Source organism: Mesorhizobium sp. B2-1-8 (assembly GCF_006442545.2).
GTDB lineage: Bacteria > Pseudomonadota > Alphaproteobacteria > Rhizobiales > Rhizobiaceae > Mesorhizobium.
Map to the genome: position 1 here is coordinate 1,539,101 of NZ_CP083952.1, position 19,095 is coordinate 1,558,195.

At 63.1% G+C, this 19,095-nt stretch carries 18 protein-coding genes; 9 read left to right on the forward strand and 9 right to left on the reverse strand.

From position 1 onward, the window contains the following. Positions 1-76 precede the first annotated feature (76 nt). Together FJ970_RS07535 and FJ970_RS07540 are read left to right on the forward strand one after the other, a co-directional pair. A complete protein-coding gene (locus FJ970_RS07535; protein ID WP_140754397.1) occupies positions 77-1,243 on the forward strand; it encodes a D-alanyl-D-alanine carboxypeptidase family protein in 1,167 nt (388 codons plus the stop codon). A 4-nt stretch (positions 1,244-1,247) separates the two neighbouring features. After that, positions 1,248-2,369, forward strand: coding sequence for a CobW family GTP-binding protein (locus FJ970_RS07540; RefSeq protein WP_140754395.1), 1,122 nt, complete (start codon positions 1,248-1,250; stop codon positions 2,367-2,369). 3 nt (positions 2,370-2,372) lie between these two features. Here FJ970_RS07540 and FJ970_RS07545 read toward each other — a convergent pair whose 3' ends face one another. The 5 genes from FJ970_RS07545 to FJ970_RS07565 form a co-directional block, all read right to left on the reverse strand. Then, positions 2,373-2,606: a sulfurtransferase TusA family protein gene (locus tag FJ970_RS07545; protein WP_140754393.1), complete on the reverse strand. Its 234-nt coding sequence runs from the start codon at positions 2,604-2,606 to the stop codon at positions 2,373-2,375. A gap of 1 nt (position 2,607) precedes the next feature. Further along, positions 2,608-3,948, reverse strand: coding sequence for a L,D-transpeptidase family protein (locus FJ970_RS07550; RefSeq protein ID WP_140754391.1), 1,341 nt, complete (start codon positions 3,946-3,948; stop codon positions 2,608-2,610). A 241-nt stretch (positions 3,949-4,189) separates the two neighbouring features. Then, the gene (locus FJ970_RS07555) at positions 4,190-5,140 is read right to left on the reverse strand and encodes an acetyl-CoA carboxylase carboxyltransferase subunit alpha (RefSeq protein WP_140754389.1); all 951 of its coding nucleotides are present in this window, start codon (positions 5,138-5,140) and stop codon (positions 4,190-4,192) included. 98 nt (positions 5,141-5,238) lie between these two features. Then, on the reverse strand, positions 5,239-6,156 hold the full coding sequence (locus tag FJ970_RS07560) for a site-specific tyrosine recombinase XerD (RefSeq protein WP_140754387.1): 918 nt from the start codon (positions 6,154-6,156) through the stop codon (positions 5,239-5,241). Between the two features lie 34 nt (positions 6,157-6,190). Beyond that, positions 6,191-6,343: a histidine kinase gene (locus tag FJ970_RS07565; protein WP_140754385.1), complete on the reverse strand. Its 153-nt coding sequence runs from the start codon at positions 6,341-6,343 to the stop codon at positions 6,191-6,193. A gap of 210 nt (positions 6,344-6,553) precedes the next feature. On the opposite strand from FJ970_RS07565, the gene FJ970_RS07570 reads away from it, so the two are divergent. From FJ970_RS07570 to FJ970_RS07585, 4 genes are all read left to right on the forward strand, one after another. Further along, positions 6,554-7,165, forward strand: coding sequence for a shikimate kinase (locus tag FJ970_RS07570; protein ID WP_140754383.1), 612 nt, complete (start codon positions 6,554-6,556; stop codon positions 7,163-7,165). After that, positions 7,162-8,298 (forward strand): 3-dehydroquinate synthase, encoded by a 1,137-nt coding sequence (gene aroB, locus FJ970_RS07575; RefSeq protein WP_140754381.1) that lies wholly within the window; start codon positions 7,162-7,164, stop codon positions 8,296-8,298. The genes FJ970_RS07570 and aroB overlap by 4 nt, the downstream gene beginning before the upstream one ends. Position 8,299: 1 nt before the next feature. Continuing rightward, positions 8,300-9,190 carry an HlyC/CorC family transporter gene (locus FJ970_RS07580; protein WP_140754379.1) on the forward strand — a complete coding sequence of 297 codons (891 nt, stop codon included), beginning with the start codon at positions 8,300-8,302 and terminating at the stop codon, positions 9,188-9,190. Positions 9,191-9,261: 71 nt separating this feature from the next. Beyond that, complete coding sequence (locus FJ970_RS07585; protein ID WP_140754992.1) at positions 9,262-10,062, forward strand: alpha/beta hydrolase; 801 nt, start codon at positions 9,262-9,264, stop codon at positions 10,060-10,062. 74 nt (positions 10,063-10,136) lie between these two features. Here FJ970_RS07585 and FJ970_RS07590 read toward each other — a convergent pair whose 3' ends face one another. From FJ970_RS07590 to FJ970_RS07600, 3 genes are read right to left on the reverse strand one after another with little or no spacing between them, the layout of a single operon-like run. Then, positions 10,137-11,681: a SpoVR family protein gene (locus FJ970_RS07590; protein WP_140754377.1), complete on the reverse strand. Its 1,545-nt coding sequence runs from the start codon at positions 11,679-11,681 to the stop codon at positions 10,137-10,139. Between the two features lie 9 nt (positions 11,682-11,690). Next, positions 11,691-13,004, reverse strand: a complete 1,314-nt coding sequence (locus tag FJ970_RS07595) for a YeaH/YhbH family protein (protein WP_140754375.1) — start codon at positions 13,002-13,004, stop codon at positions 11,691-11,693. Positions 13,005-13,023: 19 nt separating this feature from the next. Then, on the reverse strand, positions 13,024-14,973 hold the full coding sequence (locus FJ970_RS07600) for a PrkA family serine protein kinase (protein ID WP_140754373.1): 1,950 nt from the start codon (positions 14,971-14,973) through the stop codon (positions 13,024-13,026). Between the two features lie 317 nt (positions 14,974-15,290). On the opposite strand from FJ970_RS07600, the gene FJ970_RS07605 reads away from it, so the two are divergent. After that, entirely contained in the window at positions 15,291-16,844 is a 1,554-nt protein-coding gene (locus tag FJ970_RS07605; protein WP_140754371.1) for an acetolactate synthase large subunit, read from the forward strand. Between the two features lie 31 nt (positions 16,845-16,875). Here FJ970_RS07605 and FJ970_RS07610 read toward each other — a convergent pair whose 3' ends face one another. Then, complete coding sequence (locus tag FJ970_RS07610) at positions 16,876-17,178, reverse strand: BolA family protein (RefSeq protein ID WP_140754369.1); 303 nt, start codon at positions 17,176-17,178, stop codon at positions 16,876-16,878. Between the two features lie 176 nt (positions 17,179-17,354). Between FJ970_RS07610 and FJ970_RS07615 the strand changes: the two genes are divergently transcribed. Both FJ970_RS07615 and cobS read left to right on the forward strand, forming a co-directional pair. After that, positions 17,355-17,984 (forward strand): J domain-containing protein, encoded by a 630-nt coding sequence (locus FJ970_RS07615; RefSeq protein ID WP_140754367.1) that lies wholly within the window; start codon positions 17,355-17,357, stop codon positions 17,982-17,984. Positions 17,985-18,107: 123 nt separating this feature from the next. Then, the gene (gene cobS / locus FJ970_RS07620) at positions 18,108-19,094 is read left to right on the forward strand and encodes a cobaltochelatase subunit CobS (protein WP_140754365.1); all 987 of its coding nucleotides are present in this window, start codon (positions 18,108-18,110) and stop codon (positions 19,092-19,094) included. The last annotated feature ends 1 nt before the right edge of the window (position 19,095 follow it).

A 19,095-nucleotide genomic window follows, 5' to 3' on the forward strand; every position in this document is an offset into this window, starting at 1 on the left:
CTTATGCTGGCGGTCACGTAACGAAATCTTACGGAGCCAGGGGCAATCAGGGCAAGAGGCGATTTCGGATTCGATCATGCGGCACAGGCATTTCCTCAAACTATTCCCGGCTGGCGCAATCATGCTGTCGGCCCTGGCTGGGCCGGCGCTGGCCAATCCGGTGGTGGTCTTCGACCTCAAGAGCGGCCAGATCCTGCAGCATCAGGATGCGTTCAAGCGCTGGTACCCGGCCTCGCTCAGCAAGCTGATGACCGCCTATGTGACCTTCCGCGCGATCGCGGCCGGGGAAGTCCAGCTCGATTCGCCGATCAAGGTGACCAAACACTCCGCCGGCGAACCGCCGAGCAAGATGGGCTTCAAGCCGGGCTCGGTGATGCGGCTCGACAATGCGCTGAAGATGATGCTGGTCAAATCGGCCAACGACATCGCCATGGCGGTCGGCGAGAATGTCGGCGGTTCGCAGGCAGCCTTCGCCGAAAGGATGAATGCCGAGGCGGCCCGGCTCGGCATGAACGGCACCCATTTCGTCAACCCGAACGGCCTTTACTCGCCCGACCAGTACACGACGGCGCGCGACCTCTCGATCCTGGTGATGGCGATCCGTCGCGAATTCCCGCAATATGCGCCGTGGTTCTCGATCGAGGGGCTCGCGGTCGGCAAGAAGGCCATTCCGAACTACAATCTCTTGATTGGCCGCTATCCCGGCGCCGACGGCATGAAGACCGGCTTTGTCTGCCCGTCCGGCTTCAACATGATCGGTTCGGCGACACGCAACGGGCGCACGCTGGTGGCGGTCGTGCTCGGCGAGAAGTCGGCGGTCAGCCGTGCCGAAGCCGCGGCGAAACTGCTCGATGAGGGCTTTGGCGCGCCTGCCGCCGGGTCGGCCACCGTCACCACGCTCGCCCCCTACGGCGATCTTGTCTCGCCCAACGACATGCATGACGAGGTTTGCAAGAAGAAGACGAAGGCGGAGCAGTCCGAGGCGCCGCCGGCCGCCGCCGCCAAGGACGCGCCGAAATCCCCTTATCGGGAGAAGCTTGACCATGTGCCGACGCTGGTTGCCGTCGGCCTCGGCGGGGCCACCGGTCCGGCGCCGAAAGCGATCCTCGAGGAGGGCGCGCAGGAATATGCCGACGTGCCGATCCCGACCTGGCGGCCCGACAAGCCTGTACCGGCCGGCACCGGCCCGAAAGTCGCGGGTGCCGCCGCGCAAGGCGACCAGCCGGCCAAGGTCGCGAATTAACCCGATGGGTGGTTTCCCGATTCCCGTCTCGGTGCTGACCGGCTTCCTCGGGGCCGGCAAGACGACATTGCTCAACCGGCTCCTGAAGGATCCGGCGCTGGCCGATACCGCGGTCATCATCAACGAGTATGGCGAGGTGGCGATCGACCATCTGTTGGTCGAGCAGGCTTCCGACGGCATCATCCAGCTTTCCGACGGCTGCCTGTGTTGCACGGTGCGCGGCGAACTGGTCGACACGCTGGCCGACCTTGTCGACCGGCTGCAGACCGGCCGCATCGCCCGGCTTGCCCGCGTCATCGTCGAGACCACGGGACTGGCCGACCCGGCGCCGGTGCTGCAGTCGATCATGACCCATCCGGCGCTGGTCCAGGCATTTCGGCTCGACGGCGTCATCACCCTGGTCGATGCTGTCAACGGTGGTGCGACGCTCGATGCGCATGTCGAGGCGGTCAAGCAGGTCGCGGTGGCCGACCGCATCGTGCTCTCCAAGGCCGACCTGGTCACCGATCGCGGCAACCTCGAAACGCTGCGGGCGCGCTTGCGGCAGATCAATCCCGGGGCTCAGCTGCTCGATGTCGTGGAGACGAAAACCGGGGTGGCGGCACTGTTCGACTGCGGCCTCTACAATCCGGCGACCAAGTCCGCCGACGTGCGGCGTTGGCTCGGCGAAGAGGCGGCGAATGACCACGACCATCATGACCATGAGGGGCACGGGCATGACCACGGGGGGCACGAGCATGGCCATGTCCATCGCCACGATCAGCGCGTAAAAACCCATTCGTTGGTGCATGACGGGCCGGTGCCGTTTTCAGCCATCGAGATGTTCCTCGATCTCCTGCGCTCGACCCATGGCGAGCACCTGCTGCGGATGAAGGGCGTCATCGAACTACAGGAGGACCCGTCGCGGCCGCTGGTCGTGCATGGCGTGCAGAAGATCCTGCATCCGCCGGCGCGATTGCCATCCTGGCCGGACAGCCAGCGCGGCACGCGTCTGGTACTGATTACGCTCGACATGCCGGAAGACTATGTACGCCGGCTGTTCGCCGCCTTCACCAACCGGCCGTCGGTCGACACGCCTGACCGCGCGGCGCTGGAAAACAATCCGCTGGCGATCGCTGGGCGTTAAATTCTACGACTGCTGTTCGCCGCGTTCGACCAGAAAGCGATGGCCACCGGACATCGCCGCCGTCTCGATCAATTGGTGACCGCTGTCGGCGCAGAACGCCGGAATGTCGATGACGGCCAGCGGATCGGTCGTCTCCAGCCAGAGCCTGCTGCCGGGCTGCATCCCGGCTAGGCGCTTTTTCGCCTTCAGCACGGGCAAGGGGCAGTTCAGCCCTTTCAGGTCATAGACGGCGGCCAACTCAGCCGCCGAACATGCCGAGCAGCTTGTTCTTCAGCTTCGTCACCCGGCTCTCGTCGGCACTCGCGGCCTGTGTCTCGGCCACGGGTGCCGCCTCGGCGGGGGCGGCGATGGTCGCGGTGGCGACAGGAGCTTCCTTGGCGGCCTTGGCCGCAATCTTGGCGGTCTTGGCCGCTTCCTTTTCGGCCAGCGCTTGGGCCTTGGCGGCTTGCTTTTCTGCCAGTGCCTGTGCCTTGGCCTGCTTGGCGGCCTCGATCGCCGCCAGCCTCTGCTCCTCGGCCTTCTGCTTGGCGGCCTTTTCGGCGTCGAGCGCGGCCATCTTGCGGCCGGCTGGCGAATCGATGCGGCCCATGCGCGCCGTCTCGGTCACCGAACCGTCGGTGTTGAGCGACGGCGGATCGATCGGCACGCGCTCGCCACGAGCCCGGCGCTTGGACCAGTCGGAGACGATGCTGGCTTCCTTGATGCCGGCAATCGTCGGCTTGGGTGGCGGCACGCTGGCCTTGAGCGCACTGTTGAAGGCCGCGTCATAGGTGCTTTGATAGGCGTTGTAGGCGCTCTTCAGCGAATCCGGCTGGGTGGTCGCCGGGCAGGGGCCGGTCGGATTGAAGGTCTGCCCGTCGGCGGCCACCTGATTGAAGACGTAGCGCTTCTCGCAGACATCGACCTTCGGCGGCACCTTAGTGACCTCGAAATTGTCGTAGCCGACCTTGAGCATCTTCCAGAATTCGTAATTCGGGTCGTTGCGGTAGCGCGCCATATTGGCGGCGGTCATGCGGAACGGAAAAGCCTGGATCTGGAACTCGGTCTGGCCGCCCTGGAAGGCGTCACGGCCGAAGGCGTAGATCTGCTCGATCTGTGCGTCGGTCATCGAATAGCAGCCCGATGACGAGCAGGCGCCATGGACCATCAGATTCTGGCCGGTGCGGCCGTTGGCACGATCATAGGCGTTGGGAAAGCCGATGTTGAACGACAAATGGTAGTTCGAGCGCGGATTCATCTGCGACGGGCGCACCGTGTAAAAACCTTCCGGCGCCTGGCGGTCGCCCTCGGTGTATTTCGGCCCGAGCTTGCCCGACCATTTGCAGATGTCATAGCTCGCCACCATGTCGTAGCGGCCGTTGGTCTTGGCCTTCCAGATCTCGAGCTTGCCTTCTTCCTTGAAGATGCGCGCCATCACCGAGGAGGTGCGGACCATGCCCTTGGCCCTCATGTCGGCGAGGATCTTGTCCGGCAGCGGCTTGTTGGCTTCCGGGGCAAAGTCCTTCATCGACGAATCATTGCAGCCCGCGACGGCTATCGAGGCGGCAAGGACTCCAGTACGGGCAAGCTTGGCAAACATGGATAAGTCTATGTCTTTTCCCGGGCCAATGGCTTCGAAACGGCCAAACCCCGCATGCTGAACACTGACGGAACGTAAGCCCGTTAACCTTGAAAATTCCTTACCGCAAGGCGCGGCCGATCCATCACGGTGATTTCATTGAACCGAATGGGGCGGCATTTTTGTGGCGAAATTGCTCATCGCCGCCACATTGCTGCGGGCAGAGCGCTCCCGGCAACGTTGTTCCGCCGCCCAAGAGGCGTCAGAGGCTGCGGCCCATCGCCAGATATTTCTCGCGGCGCTGTTCGCGGAAATCGGTGTTGGCGCCGGCAAACTCCCTCATCGTCTTGGCGATGAGGTCGCCGGTCGCGGCAATCACCGTTTCGGGCGCGCGCTGGGCACCGCCCATCGGCTCGGGGATGATGGCGTCGATGATCTTTAGTTCCAGCAGATCCTGGGCGGTGATCTTCATGTTGGTCGCCGCGTCCTTGGAGCGCGTCGTGTCGCGCCACAGGATGGAGGCGGCGCCTTCAGGCGAAATCACCGAATAGATAGCGTGTTCGAGCATGTAGACGCGGTTGGCGGTGGCGATCGCGATGGCGCCGCCCGAACCGCCTTCGCCGATGACCACCGAGATCGACGGCACTTTCAGCCCAAGGCAAGCCGAGGTCGAGCGGGCGATGGCTTCGGCTTGGCCGCGCTCCTCGGCGCCGACGCCGGGATAGGCGCCGGCCGTGTCGACCAGCGTCAGCAGCGGGATCTTGAAACGATCGGCAAGCTCCATCAGCCGCACCGCCTTGCGATAGCCTTCGGGGCGCACGGAGCCGAAATTGTGCTTGAGGCGGCTCGCCGTGTCCGAGCCCTTTTCCTGGCCGAGAATTGCGATGGGTTCGCCGCGGAAACGGGCAAAACCGCCGACGATCGCCTGGTCCTCGCCGAAGTTGCGGTCGCCGGCGAGCGGCGTGAAGTCGCTGAACAGGCCTTTGATGTAGTCGACGCAGTGCGGCCGGTCGGAGTGGCGCGCCACCTGCACCTTCTGCCACGGCGTCAGCGCCTTGTAGAGTTCGCGCAGCGCATCGCGCGAGCGCTTCTCGAGCCTGGTGATCTCATCGGCGACATCGACCGCCTCGCCGTTCTCGGCAAGCTTCTTGAGCTCGAGGATCTTGAGCTCAAGATCCTGCACCGGCTTTTCGAAATCGAGGTAATTGTACATGCTTGGGCGGACCGATGCGTCGGAAGGCAATGACTGCGGAACCGTTGAAACCAAGGCTCCGGGCGGTGAAATGTCGTTCTCACATAGCGATATGAGGCCTAGTCGGCAAGCGGATGATGATCGTTGACCAGCCGCACCAGCCGCTCCTCCAGCACATGGGTGTAAATCTGCGTCGTCGATATGTCGGCATGGCCGAGCAGTTGCTGCACGGCCCTGAGATCGGCGCCGTTCTGCAGGAGATGGCTGGCGAAGGCATGGCGCAGCACGTGCGGCGAGATCTTGGCCGAGGCGATGCCGGCGCGCGCCGCCAGGCCTTTTAGATCGCGAGCAAAGACCTGGCGCGAGAGATAGCCGCTGTCGGATGTCGCCGGGAACAGGAACGGGCTGTCGGCGAAGGCAGGTAGCTTGGCCCGAGCGTCAAGCCAGCTCCGCATCGCCGCGCGCGCCTTGGCCGACAACGGCACCATGCGTTCCTTGTCGCCCTTGCCGCGCACCATGAAGAAACGGTCGTCGCGTTGCGCCACCGTCACCGGCAGACCGACCAGTTCGGAAACGCGCAGACCCGTTGCGTAGAGCACTTCGACCAGCGCATGCAGGCGCAACGCCGCCAGCCTGTCGGCGTGGCCGAGCCCGGCATCGCCGGCTTCGTGCGCGGCGCGGTCGATCAGCCGACCGGTTTCGGCCTCGCTCATCGTCTTGGGGAGCGGGCGGCCCTTTTTCGGGCTGTCCAGCGTCCCGGTCGGGTCGTCGCCGCGCAGGCCTTCGGCATAGAGGAACTTGAAGAATTGGCGGATCGCCGACAGTTTGCGCGCTTGTGACGCCGGCGCGAAGCCGCGCGCGGCGATGTCGTCGAGATAGGCCCTGATATTGGCGGCACCTGCGCGGGCAAGTCCGCCATCGATCCCGTCGGAAGCATCCTCCAGATCGCGGCGATAGGAGGAAAGCGTGTTCTCGGCCGCTCCCCGCTCGGCGCTCATCATTTCCAGGAAGGCCTCGATACGGGCGGCGCTGTTCATGTCCTTGAGGCGGTCCGAGTCAGTTTTTTGGGGTTCAGTTTTTCTTGGGATTGAGCTTTTCCGGCGGAATACGCACGCTCATTTCCGCTCTTTTCGGCTCGACGAACATCACCAGAGCAAACATCGTACCATAGGCAATGCCGGCCAGAATCGCTGCTATCACGACAAAGCGAAACAGTGTCGGCATTAATTCTCGCCCGTCTTTTTGTTCTGCGTTTCCAAACCCTGTGCCCTTATGGGACGCCAATCCTGCCAATTCAAGGAAGAAGCAGGCCCCTGTTAGCAACTTCTTATGCGAGCGTCCCTCTGTCCATATCGGCCCAAGGCACTCGGCACGCTTGACGCAAACCGGCTTTTCATGTCGATACGCCGGCAAAGAGGGCCCAAGAAACAGCTGATGAACGCGCTACAGGCAAATCCTCCAGGCGAGACCCATGCCGCGCTGCTTGGCCGGCTGGGCGGTCGGTCCATTGTCTTTGTCGGGCTGATGGGCGCCGGCAAGACCGCGATCGGCCGCAAGGTGTCGACGATGCTTTCGCTGCCCTTCATCGACAGCGACCAGGAGATCGAGAGCGTGTCGCGGATGACCGTTCCGGAGCTGTTCGAGCGCTATGGCGAGACCGAGTTCCGGGCGCTGGAACAGCGAGTCATCCTGCGCGTGCTTGAAAACGGCCCGCAGGTTCTGTCGACCGGAGGCGGTGCCTTCATGAACGCGCAGACGCGCGAGGCCATCGCCGCGCACGGCGTGTCGGTGTGGCTGAAGGCCGAGCTCGACCTTCTGATGGACCGCGTTTCCAAGAAGCAGAACCGGCCGCTTTTGAAAAGCGCCGATCCCCGCGCGGTACTTGAGCGGCTGATGGGGGAACGCTATCCGGTCTATGCCACCGCTGACATCACCGTGCCGACCCGCGACGATCGCAAGGAGGTCATCGCTGCCGAGGTGGTCGAGGCGCTGTGCCGGCATTTCGGCATCGATGCGATAGCCGCGACCGGCGAGGTCGATTCATGAGCACGGATCAGCCAGTCACCGTCGAAGTCGGTCTCGGCGACAGGGCCTACGACATATTGATCGGCGCCGGCCTGCTGTCGCGCGCCGGCGCCGAGATTTCGCGCCGGCTGCCGGGCACACGTGCCGCCGTCGTGACCGACGAGAACGTCGCCGCCGCGCATCTCGATGCGCTGAAGGCCGGGCTTGAGAAGGGTGGCATCCAGCCGGTCGTCATCACGATGCCGCCTGGCGAGAAGACCAAGAGCTTTGCCCATCTGGAGGCGGTGGTCGATGGTGTCCTGGCGGCAAGGCTGGAGCGCGGCGACGTCGTCATCGCGCTTGGCGGTGGCGTCATCGGCGATCTCACCGGCTTTGCCGCGGGCATCGTGCGGCGGGGCATGAATTTCGTGCAGGTTCCGACCTCGCTGCTGGCGCAGGTCGATTCCTCGGTCGGCGGCAAGACCGGCATCAACAGCCCGCGCGGCAAGAACCTCGTCGGTGTCTTCCTCCAGCCCAGGCTGGTGCTGGCCGATACCGAAGTGCTCGACACGCTGCCGATCCGCGAATTCCGCGCCGGCTATGCCGAGCTTGCCAAATACGGGCTGATCGACCGGCCGCAATTCTTCGCCTGGCTGGAAGCGAACTGGGAAAAGGTGTTCGCCGGCGGACCGGAGCGGGTCGAGGCCATTGCCGAGGCCTGCCGCGCCAAGGCCGATGTCGTTGCCCGCGACGAGTTCGAGGCCGGTGACCGCGCCTTGCTCAATCTCGGGCACACATTCGGCCATGCGCTGGAAGCCGCCACGCAGTATGACGGCGCTCGCCTCGTCCATGGCGAGGGGGTCGCCATCGGTATGGCGCTGGCGCACCGGTTCTCGTCGCGGCTCAATCTCGCCAGCCCCGACGACGCGGCCCGCGTCGAGGCACATCTGCGTGCGGTCGGCCTGCCGTGGCGGATGGCCGATATCCCGGGTGACTTGCCCGATGCCGAGGCCCTGCTTTCATTCATCACGCAGGACAAGAAGGTGTCGCGCGGCGCGCTGACCTTCATTCTGACACGCGGCATCGGCCAAGCCTTCATCGCCAAGGACGTACCGGCCTCGGAAGTGCTGTCGTTCCTCGGGGAAAACCATCCAGCCAGCCGGAAAGCCGGCTGAGATGGACAATGGCTGGATCGTCGTCGCCGTCCTTGCCATCCTCGTCCTGCTGGTCGTTGCCGTGCGCACACGCCTGCTTGCCATGTTCGGCTATGAGCTGTCGCGCATCGAGCCGCAGCGCTCGAGCCAGGACGAATTGCGCGGCGCGGTCGACGATTTTCGCCGCGACGGACAGGTTGTGCGCGAGGATCGCGACCGTATCGGCGGACTGTTCGACCTCGAAGAGCTCGAAGTGTCCGACGTCATGGTCCACCGCACCAACATGCGCTCGGTCAATGCCGACAATGCGCCCGAGGCGGTGGTGCGCGAGATCCTGCAGAGCCCGCACACCCGCATGCCGCTCTGGAAAGGCTCGCTCGACAATATCGTCGGCGTGCTGCACGCCAAGGATCTGCTGCGTGCACTGAACGAGGTCGGCAACGATTTTTCGCAAATCGACGTGATGAAGATCGCGTCAAAACCCTGGTTCGTGCCCGACACCACGACCTTGCAGGAACAGCTCAACGCGTTCCTGCGCCGCAAGGCTCATTTCGCCGTCGTCGTCGACGAATATGGCGAGGTCGAGGGGCTGGTGACGCTGGAGGACATCATCGAGGAGATCGTCGGCGAGATCGCCGACGAGCATGATGTCGACATCCAGGGCGTCAAGCAGGAGGCGGACGGTTCCGTCGTCGTCGAAGGCACGGTGCCGATCCGCGACCTCAACCGGGCGCTCGACTGGAACCTGCCGGACGAGGAGGCGACCACCATCGCCGGCCTCGTCATCCACGAGGCGCAATCGATCCCCGAGGAGAAGCAGGCCTTTACGTTCCACGGCAAGCGCTTCGTCGTCATGAAACGCGACAAGAACCGGATTGCCAGGGTCAGGATCAGGCCAGCCGGCGACAGTTAGACTAGAGCCGCCGCCTTGCCGATCCTTCACTGGAATTCCCGCCCGCCGGGATGCATTCTTTGCCGATGATGATTATCGATCGGCGAACCTTGCTCCTGGCTTCGATGTCCACCTTGTTGCCTGCTGGGGCATTGGCGGCGCGAGACAAGCCATCGCCCGAAACCTTCGACTGTGGACCGGCCAAGCTCGACATCTATGCGCCCGGTGGCGCGAGAAACCTGCCGGTTGTCTTCTTCGTCCATGGCGGCGCGTGGCGGTTCGGCAGACGCAGCCAGGTCAACGCCAAACCGGCCTTCCTGCTTGCCAACGGCTTCTGCTTCGTCTCCGTCGACTACCGCATGCTGCCACAGGCTGATGTCGCCACCCAGGCGGGCGATGTCGAGAAGGCCTATGCCTATATCAGGGCCAATATCGCCCAACATGGCGGCGATCCCAGCCGTATCGTCGGCATGGGCCATTCGGCCGGCTGCCACCTGATTGCCCTGACCGGCATGCGCGGCGGACTGCCCGGCGTCGCCGGCCTGCTTCTCGATGATACCCGGGCCTATGATCTCGCCGCACTTTCCAGGAATGGGGGCATGGTTCGGGCCTATGCGCGGGCCTTTTCCGATCCTTCGCAATGGGCGGCACTTTCGCCGGCGAGCTATGTGGACGGCCGCAAGCATCCGCCAACCTTCATTGCCTATTCTCGCGCCGAGGGTCGCGGCGAACAGTCCACGGCCTTTGCCGAGCTCCTGCGCGCCAGCGGCACTGGGGTGACGCTGTTCGACGGCAGTGCTTATACGCACATGTCGATCAACCGCGATTTCGGTGAGGATGGCGACGCGCTGACCATCGCGGCGCTGGCGTTCCTGAAATCGACGGTCGGCTGAGCGCACCGGCGCGTCCGCGGAGCGTGTTCTACTCGTTCCGCCCGACAGCGTCCGATGAAAGCCGAGGCCGAAACTCAACAGTCACTGCTGGAGCGTTCGTTGAGCGTCGCACCGGTTTCGGCATCAACCGCGGCCAGGCTGACCTCATAACCCCAGAGGGTTCGGATATGGCGCAGCGTCGCGTCGCGGCTGCCACCGTCGAGCAGTACGCCCTCCTTCACCTTGTGCTGCAGCCGCAAATGCCGGTCACCGAGCAGGTCGACATCCACAACCTGGATATCCGGCCGGCTCGCCCCGACATCGTAGCTGTGGGCCAGCGCGGCGCGTATCTTTTGGTAGCCGCGCTCATTGTGGATCGAGGCGACCTCGTAATGCGCGTCGTCGGCCTGGTCGGCCAGGACAAACATCCGCCACTTCCGTATCAGGGCCGGGCTGAGGTGCTGGCGGACGAAGGATTCGTCGCGGTGATTGGCCCATGCGTCCAGGAGCACGTCGCGCCAGTCACCGCGACCCGCAATGTCGGGAAACCAGTCGCGGTCCTCCGCCGTCGGCTCGGTCGAAATGCGCTGGATGTCCTGCATCATGTCGAGGCCGAGCGCGTACGGATTGATACCGGAGAACCGGGAGTCGTCGAAGGCCGGCTGGAAGATCACATTGGAATGGTTGCGCAGGACCTCGAGCATGGCGCCCTCGCCGATCTGGCCGCGGTCGAACAATGCGTTCATGAGGGTGTAGTGCACGAAGGTGGCGCAGCCTTCATTCATCACCTGCGTTTGCCGCTGCGGATAGAAATACTGCGCAACGACACGCACGATGCGGATGATCTCGCGTTGCCAGGGCTCCAGGACAAGGCTGTTCTTCTCGAGGAAATAGAGCAGGTTTTCCTCAGGCAGGTTGAGCGATTTCTTCCGCTCCGCCAGGCCTTCATCCTTCTTCTCGGTCTTGCTGGTGTCCTGTGAAGGAGGCAGCGTGCGCCACAAGTCGTTGTAGGAGCGCTCTTCATATTCCAGGCGCTCGCGCAACCCTTCACGCTGCCGCTCGGACGACAGCTTTGGCGGCCTGTGATATCGGAACACGCCTTGCTCCATCAGCGCGTGAGCGCTGTCGAGAATGCTTTCCACGGCTGACAATCCGTGCCGCTCCTCGCATCGGGCAATGTAGCCCTTGGCGAACTCCAGGTAGCTTAGAATCCCCCCGGCGTCGGTCCACTGCTGGAAAAGATGATTGTTCTTGAAGAAATGATTGTGTCCGAGCGCTGCATGCGCCGTCACCAGGGCCTGCAAGGCCATGGTGTTTTCCTCCATCAGGTAGACGATGCAGGGATTGGAATTGATGACCAGTTCATAGGCCAACCCCCGTCCGCCCTTGCGGTAGAGAAAGTCCTGATACAGGAAATGCTTGCCGAACGACCAGTGACGATACATCAGCGGCATGCCGACCGATGAGTAAGCGTCGAGCATCTGCTGCGAAGATATGATCTCCATCTGCACCGGATAGGTGTCCAGCTTGAGCTCCTCGACGGCGATTGCCGCGATCGCCTCATAAGCCTGCGACAATTTCTGGAAATCCCAGTCGGATCCGGAAAAGAGCAAACCCGGTTTGCTGGCTGTCCTGGCCATGGTTTCCCCTCAGGCGCTCTTGCGGAGCGCGGGCTGTTTGGCGAAGAGCCGACGAAAGACGGGATAGATATCGGCGGCCGTGGCTATGCGGCTCATCTGGAAGTTCGGCCAGTTCGATTCGATGGCGCTGTAGGCCCGCCAGAGCGATGTCCCGTTTTCGGTCGCGCCGAAGATGTGGCTCTCGCGTTCGTCGATGATCTCGACATAGGCGAAATACTGGCACAGGCGCATGAGCTTGCCGTTCAGCAGGGCGATGCAGCGCTCGGAATCGGTGGCGAAATTGTCGCCGTCCGAAGCCTGCGCGGCGTAGATGTTCCACTCGCTCGCGGGATAACGCTGCTTGATCACGCGATGCATTTCCTCGAGTGCGGTAGAAACGACGGTGCCACCGCTTTGCGTGCAGTAGAAGAAGGTTTCCTCATCCACCTCCTGCGCTTCGTGCGTATGGCGGATGAAGACGATTTCGGTGCGCTCATAACGTCGCTTCAGGAACAGGTGCAGCAGCACGAAGAAGCGCTTGGCCAGGTCCTTCTCACGCTCGCCCATCGAGCCCGACACGTCCATCAGGCAGAACATGACCGCTTTCGCGTTCGGCACCGGGGTCGGGTCGAAGCGGTTGAACCGGATGTCGACCGGGTCGACGAAGGCAATCCGCCGGCGCCGGCGCTCCAGCCGCTCGATCTCCTCTTTGAGGGCCGCGACGCGCTCGCGCGTCTGAGCATTGGGCCGTGCGGCCTCCAGCGAGGCGAGGTCCTGCATGATCGCGTCGACCGCCGCTTGCTTCGGGCGCCTGAGCGCAATGCGGCGGCCGTGGCTGTTGCGCATCGTGCGGCCGACATTGATGTTGGTCGGCGAACCAGTGGCGGCGAAACCCGCCCGGCGCGGCTTGAAAGCAAGGATCTCCTTGAGATTGAGCTTCACCATGTCGGGCAGTTCGAGATCCTCGAAGAAAAGATCGAGCACCTCCTCGCGCGACAGGACGAAACGAAAGTCGTCCTCGGATGCGGTGTTTCCCGGTGACGAACCGCCCATGCCTCCGCCCTGGCCGGGTTTGGGGATCAGATCACCCTGTGCGAATTGCCTGTTGCCCGGCAGGATGTGCCGGCGCCGGCCGGTGTCCCTCGCGTCATTGAAAGTCGGCTCGCCGGTGCCTCTCTCGGGCATCGGCACGGCATGCTCCGCGTCCACGTCGGCGATCCGTCCACTGCGGATCTGGTCGCGAATGCTGCGCTTGAGTTCCTCGCGGGCACGCCTGAGGAAGCGCTGGCGGTTGCCAAGGCTTTTGTCCTTCGGATTCAGGCGGCGGTCGATAAAGATCGGCATGCAACCATTCGGGCTGCTCTCAGCCCGCCTTGTTCACCCGCATGTACCAATCGACCAGCCGGCGGACCTGCCGTTCCGTATAGCCGCGCTCCACCATCCGCTGGACGAATTCGGTGTGCCGCTTTTCGGTGACGCTATCCTGCTTGGAGCCGAAGCTGATTACCGGCAGGAGGTCCTCGACCTGGCCGAACATGCGCTTTTCGATCACCTCGCGCAGCTTCTCGTAGCTCGTCCATGACGGATTGCGGCCGTGGTTGCGCGCCCGGGCCCGCAGCGTGAACTTCACCACCTCGTTGCGAAAATCCTTCGGATTGGCGATGCCTGCCGGCTTTTCGACCTGCGACAATTCGTTATCCAGCACCTCGCGGTTGAGGATCTGGCCGGTGTCGGGGTCCTTGTAGTCCTGGTCCTCGATCCAGGCATCGGCATAGGCGATGTAGCGGTCGAACAGGTTCTGGCCATATTCGCTATAGGATTCCAGATAGGCCTTCTGGATTTCGTGGCCGATGAACTCGGCGTAACGGGCGGCCAGTTCCGACTTGATAAACTCGAGATAGGCGGCTTCCATCTCCTTCGGAAACTGCTCCCGCTTGATCGCCTCTTCCAGTATGTACATCAGATGCACAGGATCGGCGGCCACTTCCGCGGTGTCATAGTTGAACGTCTGTGACAGGATCTTGAAGGCAAAGCGCGTGCTGACGCCGGTCATGCCTTCGTCGACGCCGGCGGCGTCGCGATATTCCTGGACTGACTTCGCCCTCGGGTCGATCTCCTTCAGGTTCTCGCCGTCATAGGCGCGCATTTTGGTGTGCAGCGGCGAATTGTCGTGCTCGGCAAGGCGGGTCGAGACGCTGAATCGGCTGAGGATATCCAACACCTCGGGCGCGCAGGGGCTGGCCGCCAATTCACTCTCGCGCAGCAGCTTTTCGTAAATCTGCCTCTCTTCGGTGATACGCAGGCAATACGGCACCTTGACCACGAGGATGCGATCGAGAAACGCCTCATTGTTCTTGTTGTTCTTGAACTGTTGCCACTCGGATTCATTGGAATGGGCAACGATGATGCCCTGATAGGGAAAGGCGCCGAAATTCTCGGTGCCGTTGTAACTGCCTTCCTGGGTCGCCGTCAGCAATGGATGCAGCACCTTGATGGGCGCCTTGAACATCTCGACGAATTCGAGCAGACCCTGCGTCGTCCGGTTCAGTCCGCCGCTGTAGGAATAGGCGTCGGGGTCGGACTGGCTGAAATTTTCCAATTGCCTGATGTCGACCTTGCCAACCAGGGCCGAGACGTCCTGATTGTTCTCATCGCCAGGCTCGGTCTTGGCTATGCCGATCTGGCGCAGCCGCGACGGCATCAGCTTGACGACGCTGAATTTGGAGATGTCGCCGGACAATTCGTCGAGGCGCTTGGCCGCCCATGGCGAGATAAGCCCGTTGAGGCGGCGCCGGGCTATCCCGTATTTGTCCTCCAGGAGATCGCCCATGCGATCGGGATGGAACAGGCCAAGCGGCGATTCGAAAACCGGGCTGATCTGGTTGCCGACCTTGAGCGTGTAGATCGGGCGCTCCTCCATCAATTTTTTCAACCGTTCGGCCAAGGAAGATTTGCCGCCGCCGACCGGACCCAAGAGGTAGAGGATCTGCTTGCGTTCCTCGAGGCCCTGAGAGGCATATCGGAAATATCCGGCGATGCGCTCGATCGTATCCTCCATCCCGTAAAACTCGGAGAAGGAGGGATATATCTTGACGGTCCGGTTCGAGAAAATGCGGCCGAGCCGCTCGTCCTTGCTGGTGTCGACTAGGTTAGGCTCGCCGATCGCCTCGACCATTCGTTCCGGCGCCGAGGCATACATCGATTTGTCCTCGCGGCAGGCAAGCAGATATTGCTGGAGGCTTATTTCCTCTTGGGCGGCGTTTGCATAAATTTCCGAAAAGAGGTGGAAGACGTCGGATTGGTTCTCTCGCATGATCGTTGCCTTCAGAGCCATTCTGGCGGGGCCCACGTATCAACTGCGGGATGGCATTATTTGTTCCGTCGGCGCGCATGCATCTGGCATCAAAATCCTGGCATCGCTCCGGCCCGAATGGCTGCCCTATCCTGATTGAACGCTCGCAGCGTCCGCGGAGACTCTTGCGATCTGGAGATCGACCGCGACCTCGGCAGGGATGGGACGCGCTGACAGCCACCGCGCTCCGTGGCTGGATCATGCCAAAAGCGGCGGCGGGATATTGCCGTGCGGACGTCCGCGGGTGCAACTGCCCTTCGTGAATGGGAGAAATTTGCATGAATGGCGCCGATGTCCTGTGCGAAGTGCTGCTGGCCAATGATGTGACAGTCTGCTTCGCCAATCCCGGCACATCCGAAATGCATTTCGTCGCCGCGCTCGACCGCAAGCCCGAGATGCGTTGTGTGCTTGGCCTGTTCGAGGGCGTGGTGACGGGTGCGGCCGACGGCTATGCGCGCATGACCGACCGTCCCGCGGCGACGCTGCTGCATACCGGGCCGGGGCTGGCCAACGGTCTTGCCAACATGCACAACGCCCGACGCGCCAGGAGCCCGATGATCAACATCGTCGGCGACCACGCCTCATACCATCTGCCGCTCGACGCGCCGCTGACCAGCGACATCGAGGGCCTCGCGGCGCCGATGTCCAACTGGGTTCGACGCATCGAAGGGCCCGCCGATGTCCAGCCGGCCACGGAGGCGGCTTTTCGCGCCTCGCTGACACCGCCTGGTGTCACGACGCTGATCCTCCCGGCCGATGCCGCCTGGGGCGAGGCCGACGCGGTTTCGCCCGCCAAGGTGCAACTCGCGCCACCGCCGGCCGTCGACACGGGGGCCGTGCGAACGATCGCCGCGACGATCCGCGCGGCTCCGGGCCGTGTTGGCATGATTGTTCGTGGGCGGGCGGCACGGGCCGATGCTCTCGAGATCGCGGGTCAGATTTCAGCAGCCTGCGATGTCAGGCTGTTCAGTGAGGTCCTGATCGCACGGATGCAGCGCGGGCGTGGGCGTGTCGCGCCGACGCGCATCCCCTATCCGGTCGACGCGGCGACGGCGATGCTCGGGGATCTCGATGTCCTTGTATTGGTCGGCGGAAAGGAGCCGGTCGCCTTCTTCGCCTATCCGGGAAAGCCCGGGCGGCTTGTCCGCGATGATTGCATGGTGCTGATGCTGGCCGCCCACGGGCAGGACCTTCATGGGGCACTGGAAGCACTTCGTGACGAACTGGGCGTCAAGCCGTCACAGCAGACAGTGGTTGCCAGCGCCTTTCCTGACGAGGCAACGCCGAACGGCCGGCTGACGGAAGACGCAATTGCACTGTCCGTCGCGAGAAAGCTGCCGGCCGACGCGATCGTCTGCGACGAGGCCGTCACCTCGGCGCGGCGTTTCTTCGCGCTGTCGGCCTTTGCCGCACCGCACGACTACATGATGGGCACGGGCGGGTCGATCGGCGGCGGCATCCCGCTGGCGACGGGCGCCGCGATTGCCTGTCCCGGCCGCAAGGTGATCAATCTCGAGGCCGATGGCAGCGGCATGTACACGGTGCAGGGCCTGTGGACGCAGGCGCGGGAACATCTCGACGTGGTGACGATCGTCTTTTCCAACCGCACCTATGCGATCCTGCATGGCGAGATGCGTAATGTCGGCGTGAACGCGATCGGCGAGAATGCCAGGCGCATGCTCGATCTCGACCATCCCGCGCTGGACTGGGTCTCGCTGGCCAAAGGGATGGGCGTGGAGGCGGCGTGTGCGGATACCTGCGAACGTTTCGACGCGCTGCTGGACAATGCTTTGTCGCGGCGCGGGCCGTTCCTGATCGAAGCCGTGATTTGACCGCGGCCGCCAAGCGGCGACGGAAACGGCCTTACCAGCGCGTCTGTTCGCCGGGCGCCGCAGGCTCGATCGCCAGCGCGTGCACGCCCGCCTTCAACTCGTCGGCCAGCAGTTCGTTGACGGCGCGGTGACGGTCGATGCGGCTCATGCCGGCGAAATTCGGCGAGACGATGCGGACACGGAAATGCGTCTCGCCGGAGCCGTCGAACTCGGCGTGGTGGCTGGATTCCACGTGATGATGGCCGGCGTGGAGATGGCTTTCGTTGAGGATGACCAGCCGCTCGGGCGCAAATGCCTTGTTGAGCTTGTCTTCCATGGTCGCCTGTATGGACATCGTCTTCTCCCTTCACCACATATGGTTGGCGCCGCCCGTGAAAACCAAAAATCGGTTTCACAAGGCCGCTGGCGCAACAAAATCAGTCATTCGCCCGCTTTAAGCCGCGATTCAGCGGTTAGGGCGATGATCGCGAAAATGTCAATTCTTGTTTCGCATCTGGGAACGCCCCATAAATGGGTGAGATGAAGCCGTATCCCAAATATTTCGAGAAGATTCGCGTCCGCCCCGACAAGGACGCGGAGGTGAAGTCGCACGCGCCGATCTGCCAGTGGGATGGCTGCAAGGAGGCGGGCACGCATCGCGCGCCGGTCGGGCGCATGAAGGAGGGCGAGTATTTCCGCTTCTGCTTCGACCATGTGCGCGAGTACAACAAGGGCTTCAACTACTTCTCCGGCGTGCCGGACACCGAGGTCGCGCGCTTCCAGAAGGAAGCGATGACCGGCCACCGGCCGACCTGGAAGATGGGCGCCAACGGCGCCTCGACGCGATCGTCGCCCGATATGGCGCAGATGCGCTCCGGCCGCGCCGGCTACTACAACCGCATGCGTGACCCGTTCGACCTGTTCAAGGGGCCGAAGGATCCGCGCGAGGCGCGCGAGCGCAAGGCCAAGCCGCTTGAGGCCAAGGCGCTGGAAACGCTTGGCCTTGATACAAAGGCGACTGGCAAGGACATCAAGGCGCGCTATAAGGAACTGGTGAAGCGTCACCATCCGGATGCGAATGGCGGCGACAGAGGTTCGGAAGACCGGTTCCGTGATGTGCTTCAGGCCTATCGCGTGCTCAAACAGGCAGGCCTGTGCTGAGCGACCCTACGGTTTGTGTCGTTTTCCAACTTTCATAAGGTTGGAAAACGCTCTAAGACCGCCCCCGAACAAAATGGATTGCCGGCGAAACGCGACGTTTCGCCCGTGGAGACGTTGAGAGATATGAACAAGGTCGATCGCGACATCGCCAATCTGCCCGACACGACGGTGTCGGTGAAGGAGAAATTCGGCTTCGAGTCCAAGATGGTGGTGCCGGCCTATTCGGTGACATCAGAGCATGTGCCCGACATCGATCCCGACTATCTGTTCGACAAGGCGACGACCTTGGCGATCCTCGCTGGCTTCGCCTACAACCGCCGCGTCATGGTGTCGGGCTATCACGGCACCGGCAAGTCGACGCATATCGAACAGGTCGCCGCCCGCCTCAACTGGCCCTGCGTGCGCGTCAATCTCGACAGCCATGTCAGCCGTATCGACCTCGTCGGCAAGGACGCGATCGTGGTCAAGGACGGCTTGCAGATCACCGAATTCCGCGACGGCATCCTGCCCTGGGCCTACCAGCACAATGTCGCGCTGTGCTTCGACGAGTACGATGCCGGCCGTCCGGACGTGATGTTCGTCATCCAGCGCGTGCTGGAATCGTCGGGCCGGTTGACGCTGCTCGACCAGAGCCGGGTCATCCGCCCGCATCCGGCGTTCCGCCTGTTCTCGACCGCCAACACGGTCGGGCTGGGTGACACGACCGGGCTTTATCACGGCACCCAGCAGATCAACCAGGCGCAGATGGACCGGTGGTCGATCGTCACCACGCTGAACTATCTGCCGCACGACAATGAAGTGAACATCGTGCTCGCCAAGGCCAAGCACTATCGCGACACCAAGGGCAAGGACATCGTCAACAAGATGGTGCGCGTCGCCGACATGACGCGCTCGGCCTTCATCAATGGCGACCTCTCGACCGTGATGAGCCCGCGTACCGTCATCACCTGGGCCGAGAACGCCGAGATCTTCGGCGATATCGGCATGGCGTTCCGGCTGACCTTCCTCAACAAGTGCGACGAGCTCGAGCGTTCGGTGGTCGCCGAGTTCTACCAACGCGCCTTCGGCCAGGATCTGCCGGAGAGCGCGGCCAACGTGGTGCTGGGCTAAG

What these genes read in the sequence shown, in the direction of transcription:
- FJ970_RS07590 (WP_140754377.1), bottom strand. Translation starts at nt 11,681, where the DNA reads ATGGCCAGGACAGCCAGCAAACCGGGTTTGCTCTTTTCCGGATCCGAC.
- FJ970_RS07600 (WP_140754373.1), bottom strand. Translation starts at nt 14,973, where the DNA reads ATGCGAGAGAACCAATCCGACGTCTTCCACCTCTTTTCGGAAATTTAT.
- FJ970_RS07615 (WP_140754367.1), top strand. Translation starts at nt 17,355, where the DNA reads ATGGGTGAGATGAAGCCGTATCCCAAATATTTCGAGAAGATTCGCGTC.
- FJ970_RS07550 (WP_140754391.1), bottom strand. Translation starts at nt 3,948, where the DNA reads ATGTTTGCCAAGCTTGCCCGTACTGGAGTCCTTGCCGCCTCGATAGCC.
- FJ970_RS07535 (WP_140754397.1), top strand. Translation starts at nt 77, where the DNA reads ATGCGGCACAGGCATTTCCTCAAACTATTCCCGGCTGGCGCAATCATG.
- FJ970_RS07595 (WP_140754375.1), bottom strand. Translation starts at nt 13,004, where the DNA reads ATGCCGATCTTTATCGACCGCCGCCTGAATCCGAAGGACAAAAGCCTT.
- FJ970_RS07610 (WP_140754369.1), bottom strand. Translation starts at nt 17,178, where the DNA reads ATGTCCATACAGGCGACCATGGAAGACAAGCTCAACAAGGCATTTGCG.
- aroB (WP_140754381.1), top strand. Translation starts at nt 7,162, where the DNA reads ATGAGCACGGATCAGCCAGTCACCGTCGAAGTCGGTCTCGGCGACAGG.
- FJ970_RS07570 (WP_140754383.1), top strand. Translation starts at nt 6,554, where the DNA reads ATGAACGCGCTACAGGCAAATCCTCCAGGCGAGACCCATGCCGCGCTG.
- cobS (WP_140754365.1), top strand. Translation starts at nt 18,108, where the DNA reads ATGAACAAGGTCGATCGCGACATCGCCAATCTGCCCGACACGACGGTG.
- FJ970_RS07580 (WP_140754379.1), top strand. Translation starts at nt 8,300, where the DNA reads ATGGACAATGGCTGGATCGTCGTCGCCGTCCTTGCCATCCTCGTCCTG.
- FJ970_RS07540 (WP_140754395.1), top strand. Translation starts at nt 1,248, where the DNA reads ATGGGTGGTTTCCCGATTCCCGTCTCGGTGCTGACCGGCTTCCTCGGG.
- FJ970_RS07605 (WP_140754371.1), top strand. Translation starts at nt 15,291, where the DNA reads ATGAATGGCGCCGATGTCCTGTGCGAAGTGCTGCTGGCCAATGATGTG.
- FJ970_RS07555 (WP_140754389.1), bottom strand. Translation starts at nt 5,140, where the DNA reads ATGTACAATTACCTCGATTTCGAAAAGCCGGTGCAGGATCTTGAGCTC.
- FJ970_RS07560 (WP_140754387.1), bottom strand. Translation starts at nt 6,156, where the DNA reads ATGAACAGCGCCGCCCGTATCGAGGCCTTCCTGGAAATGATGAGCGCC.
- FJ970_RS07565 (WP_140754385.1), bottom strand. Translation starts at nt 6,343, where the DNA reads ATGCCGACACTGTTTCGCTTTGTCGTGATAGCAGCGATTCTGGCCGGC.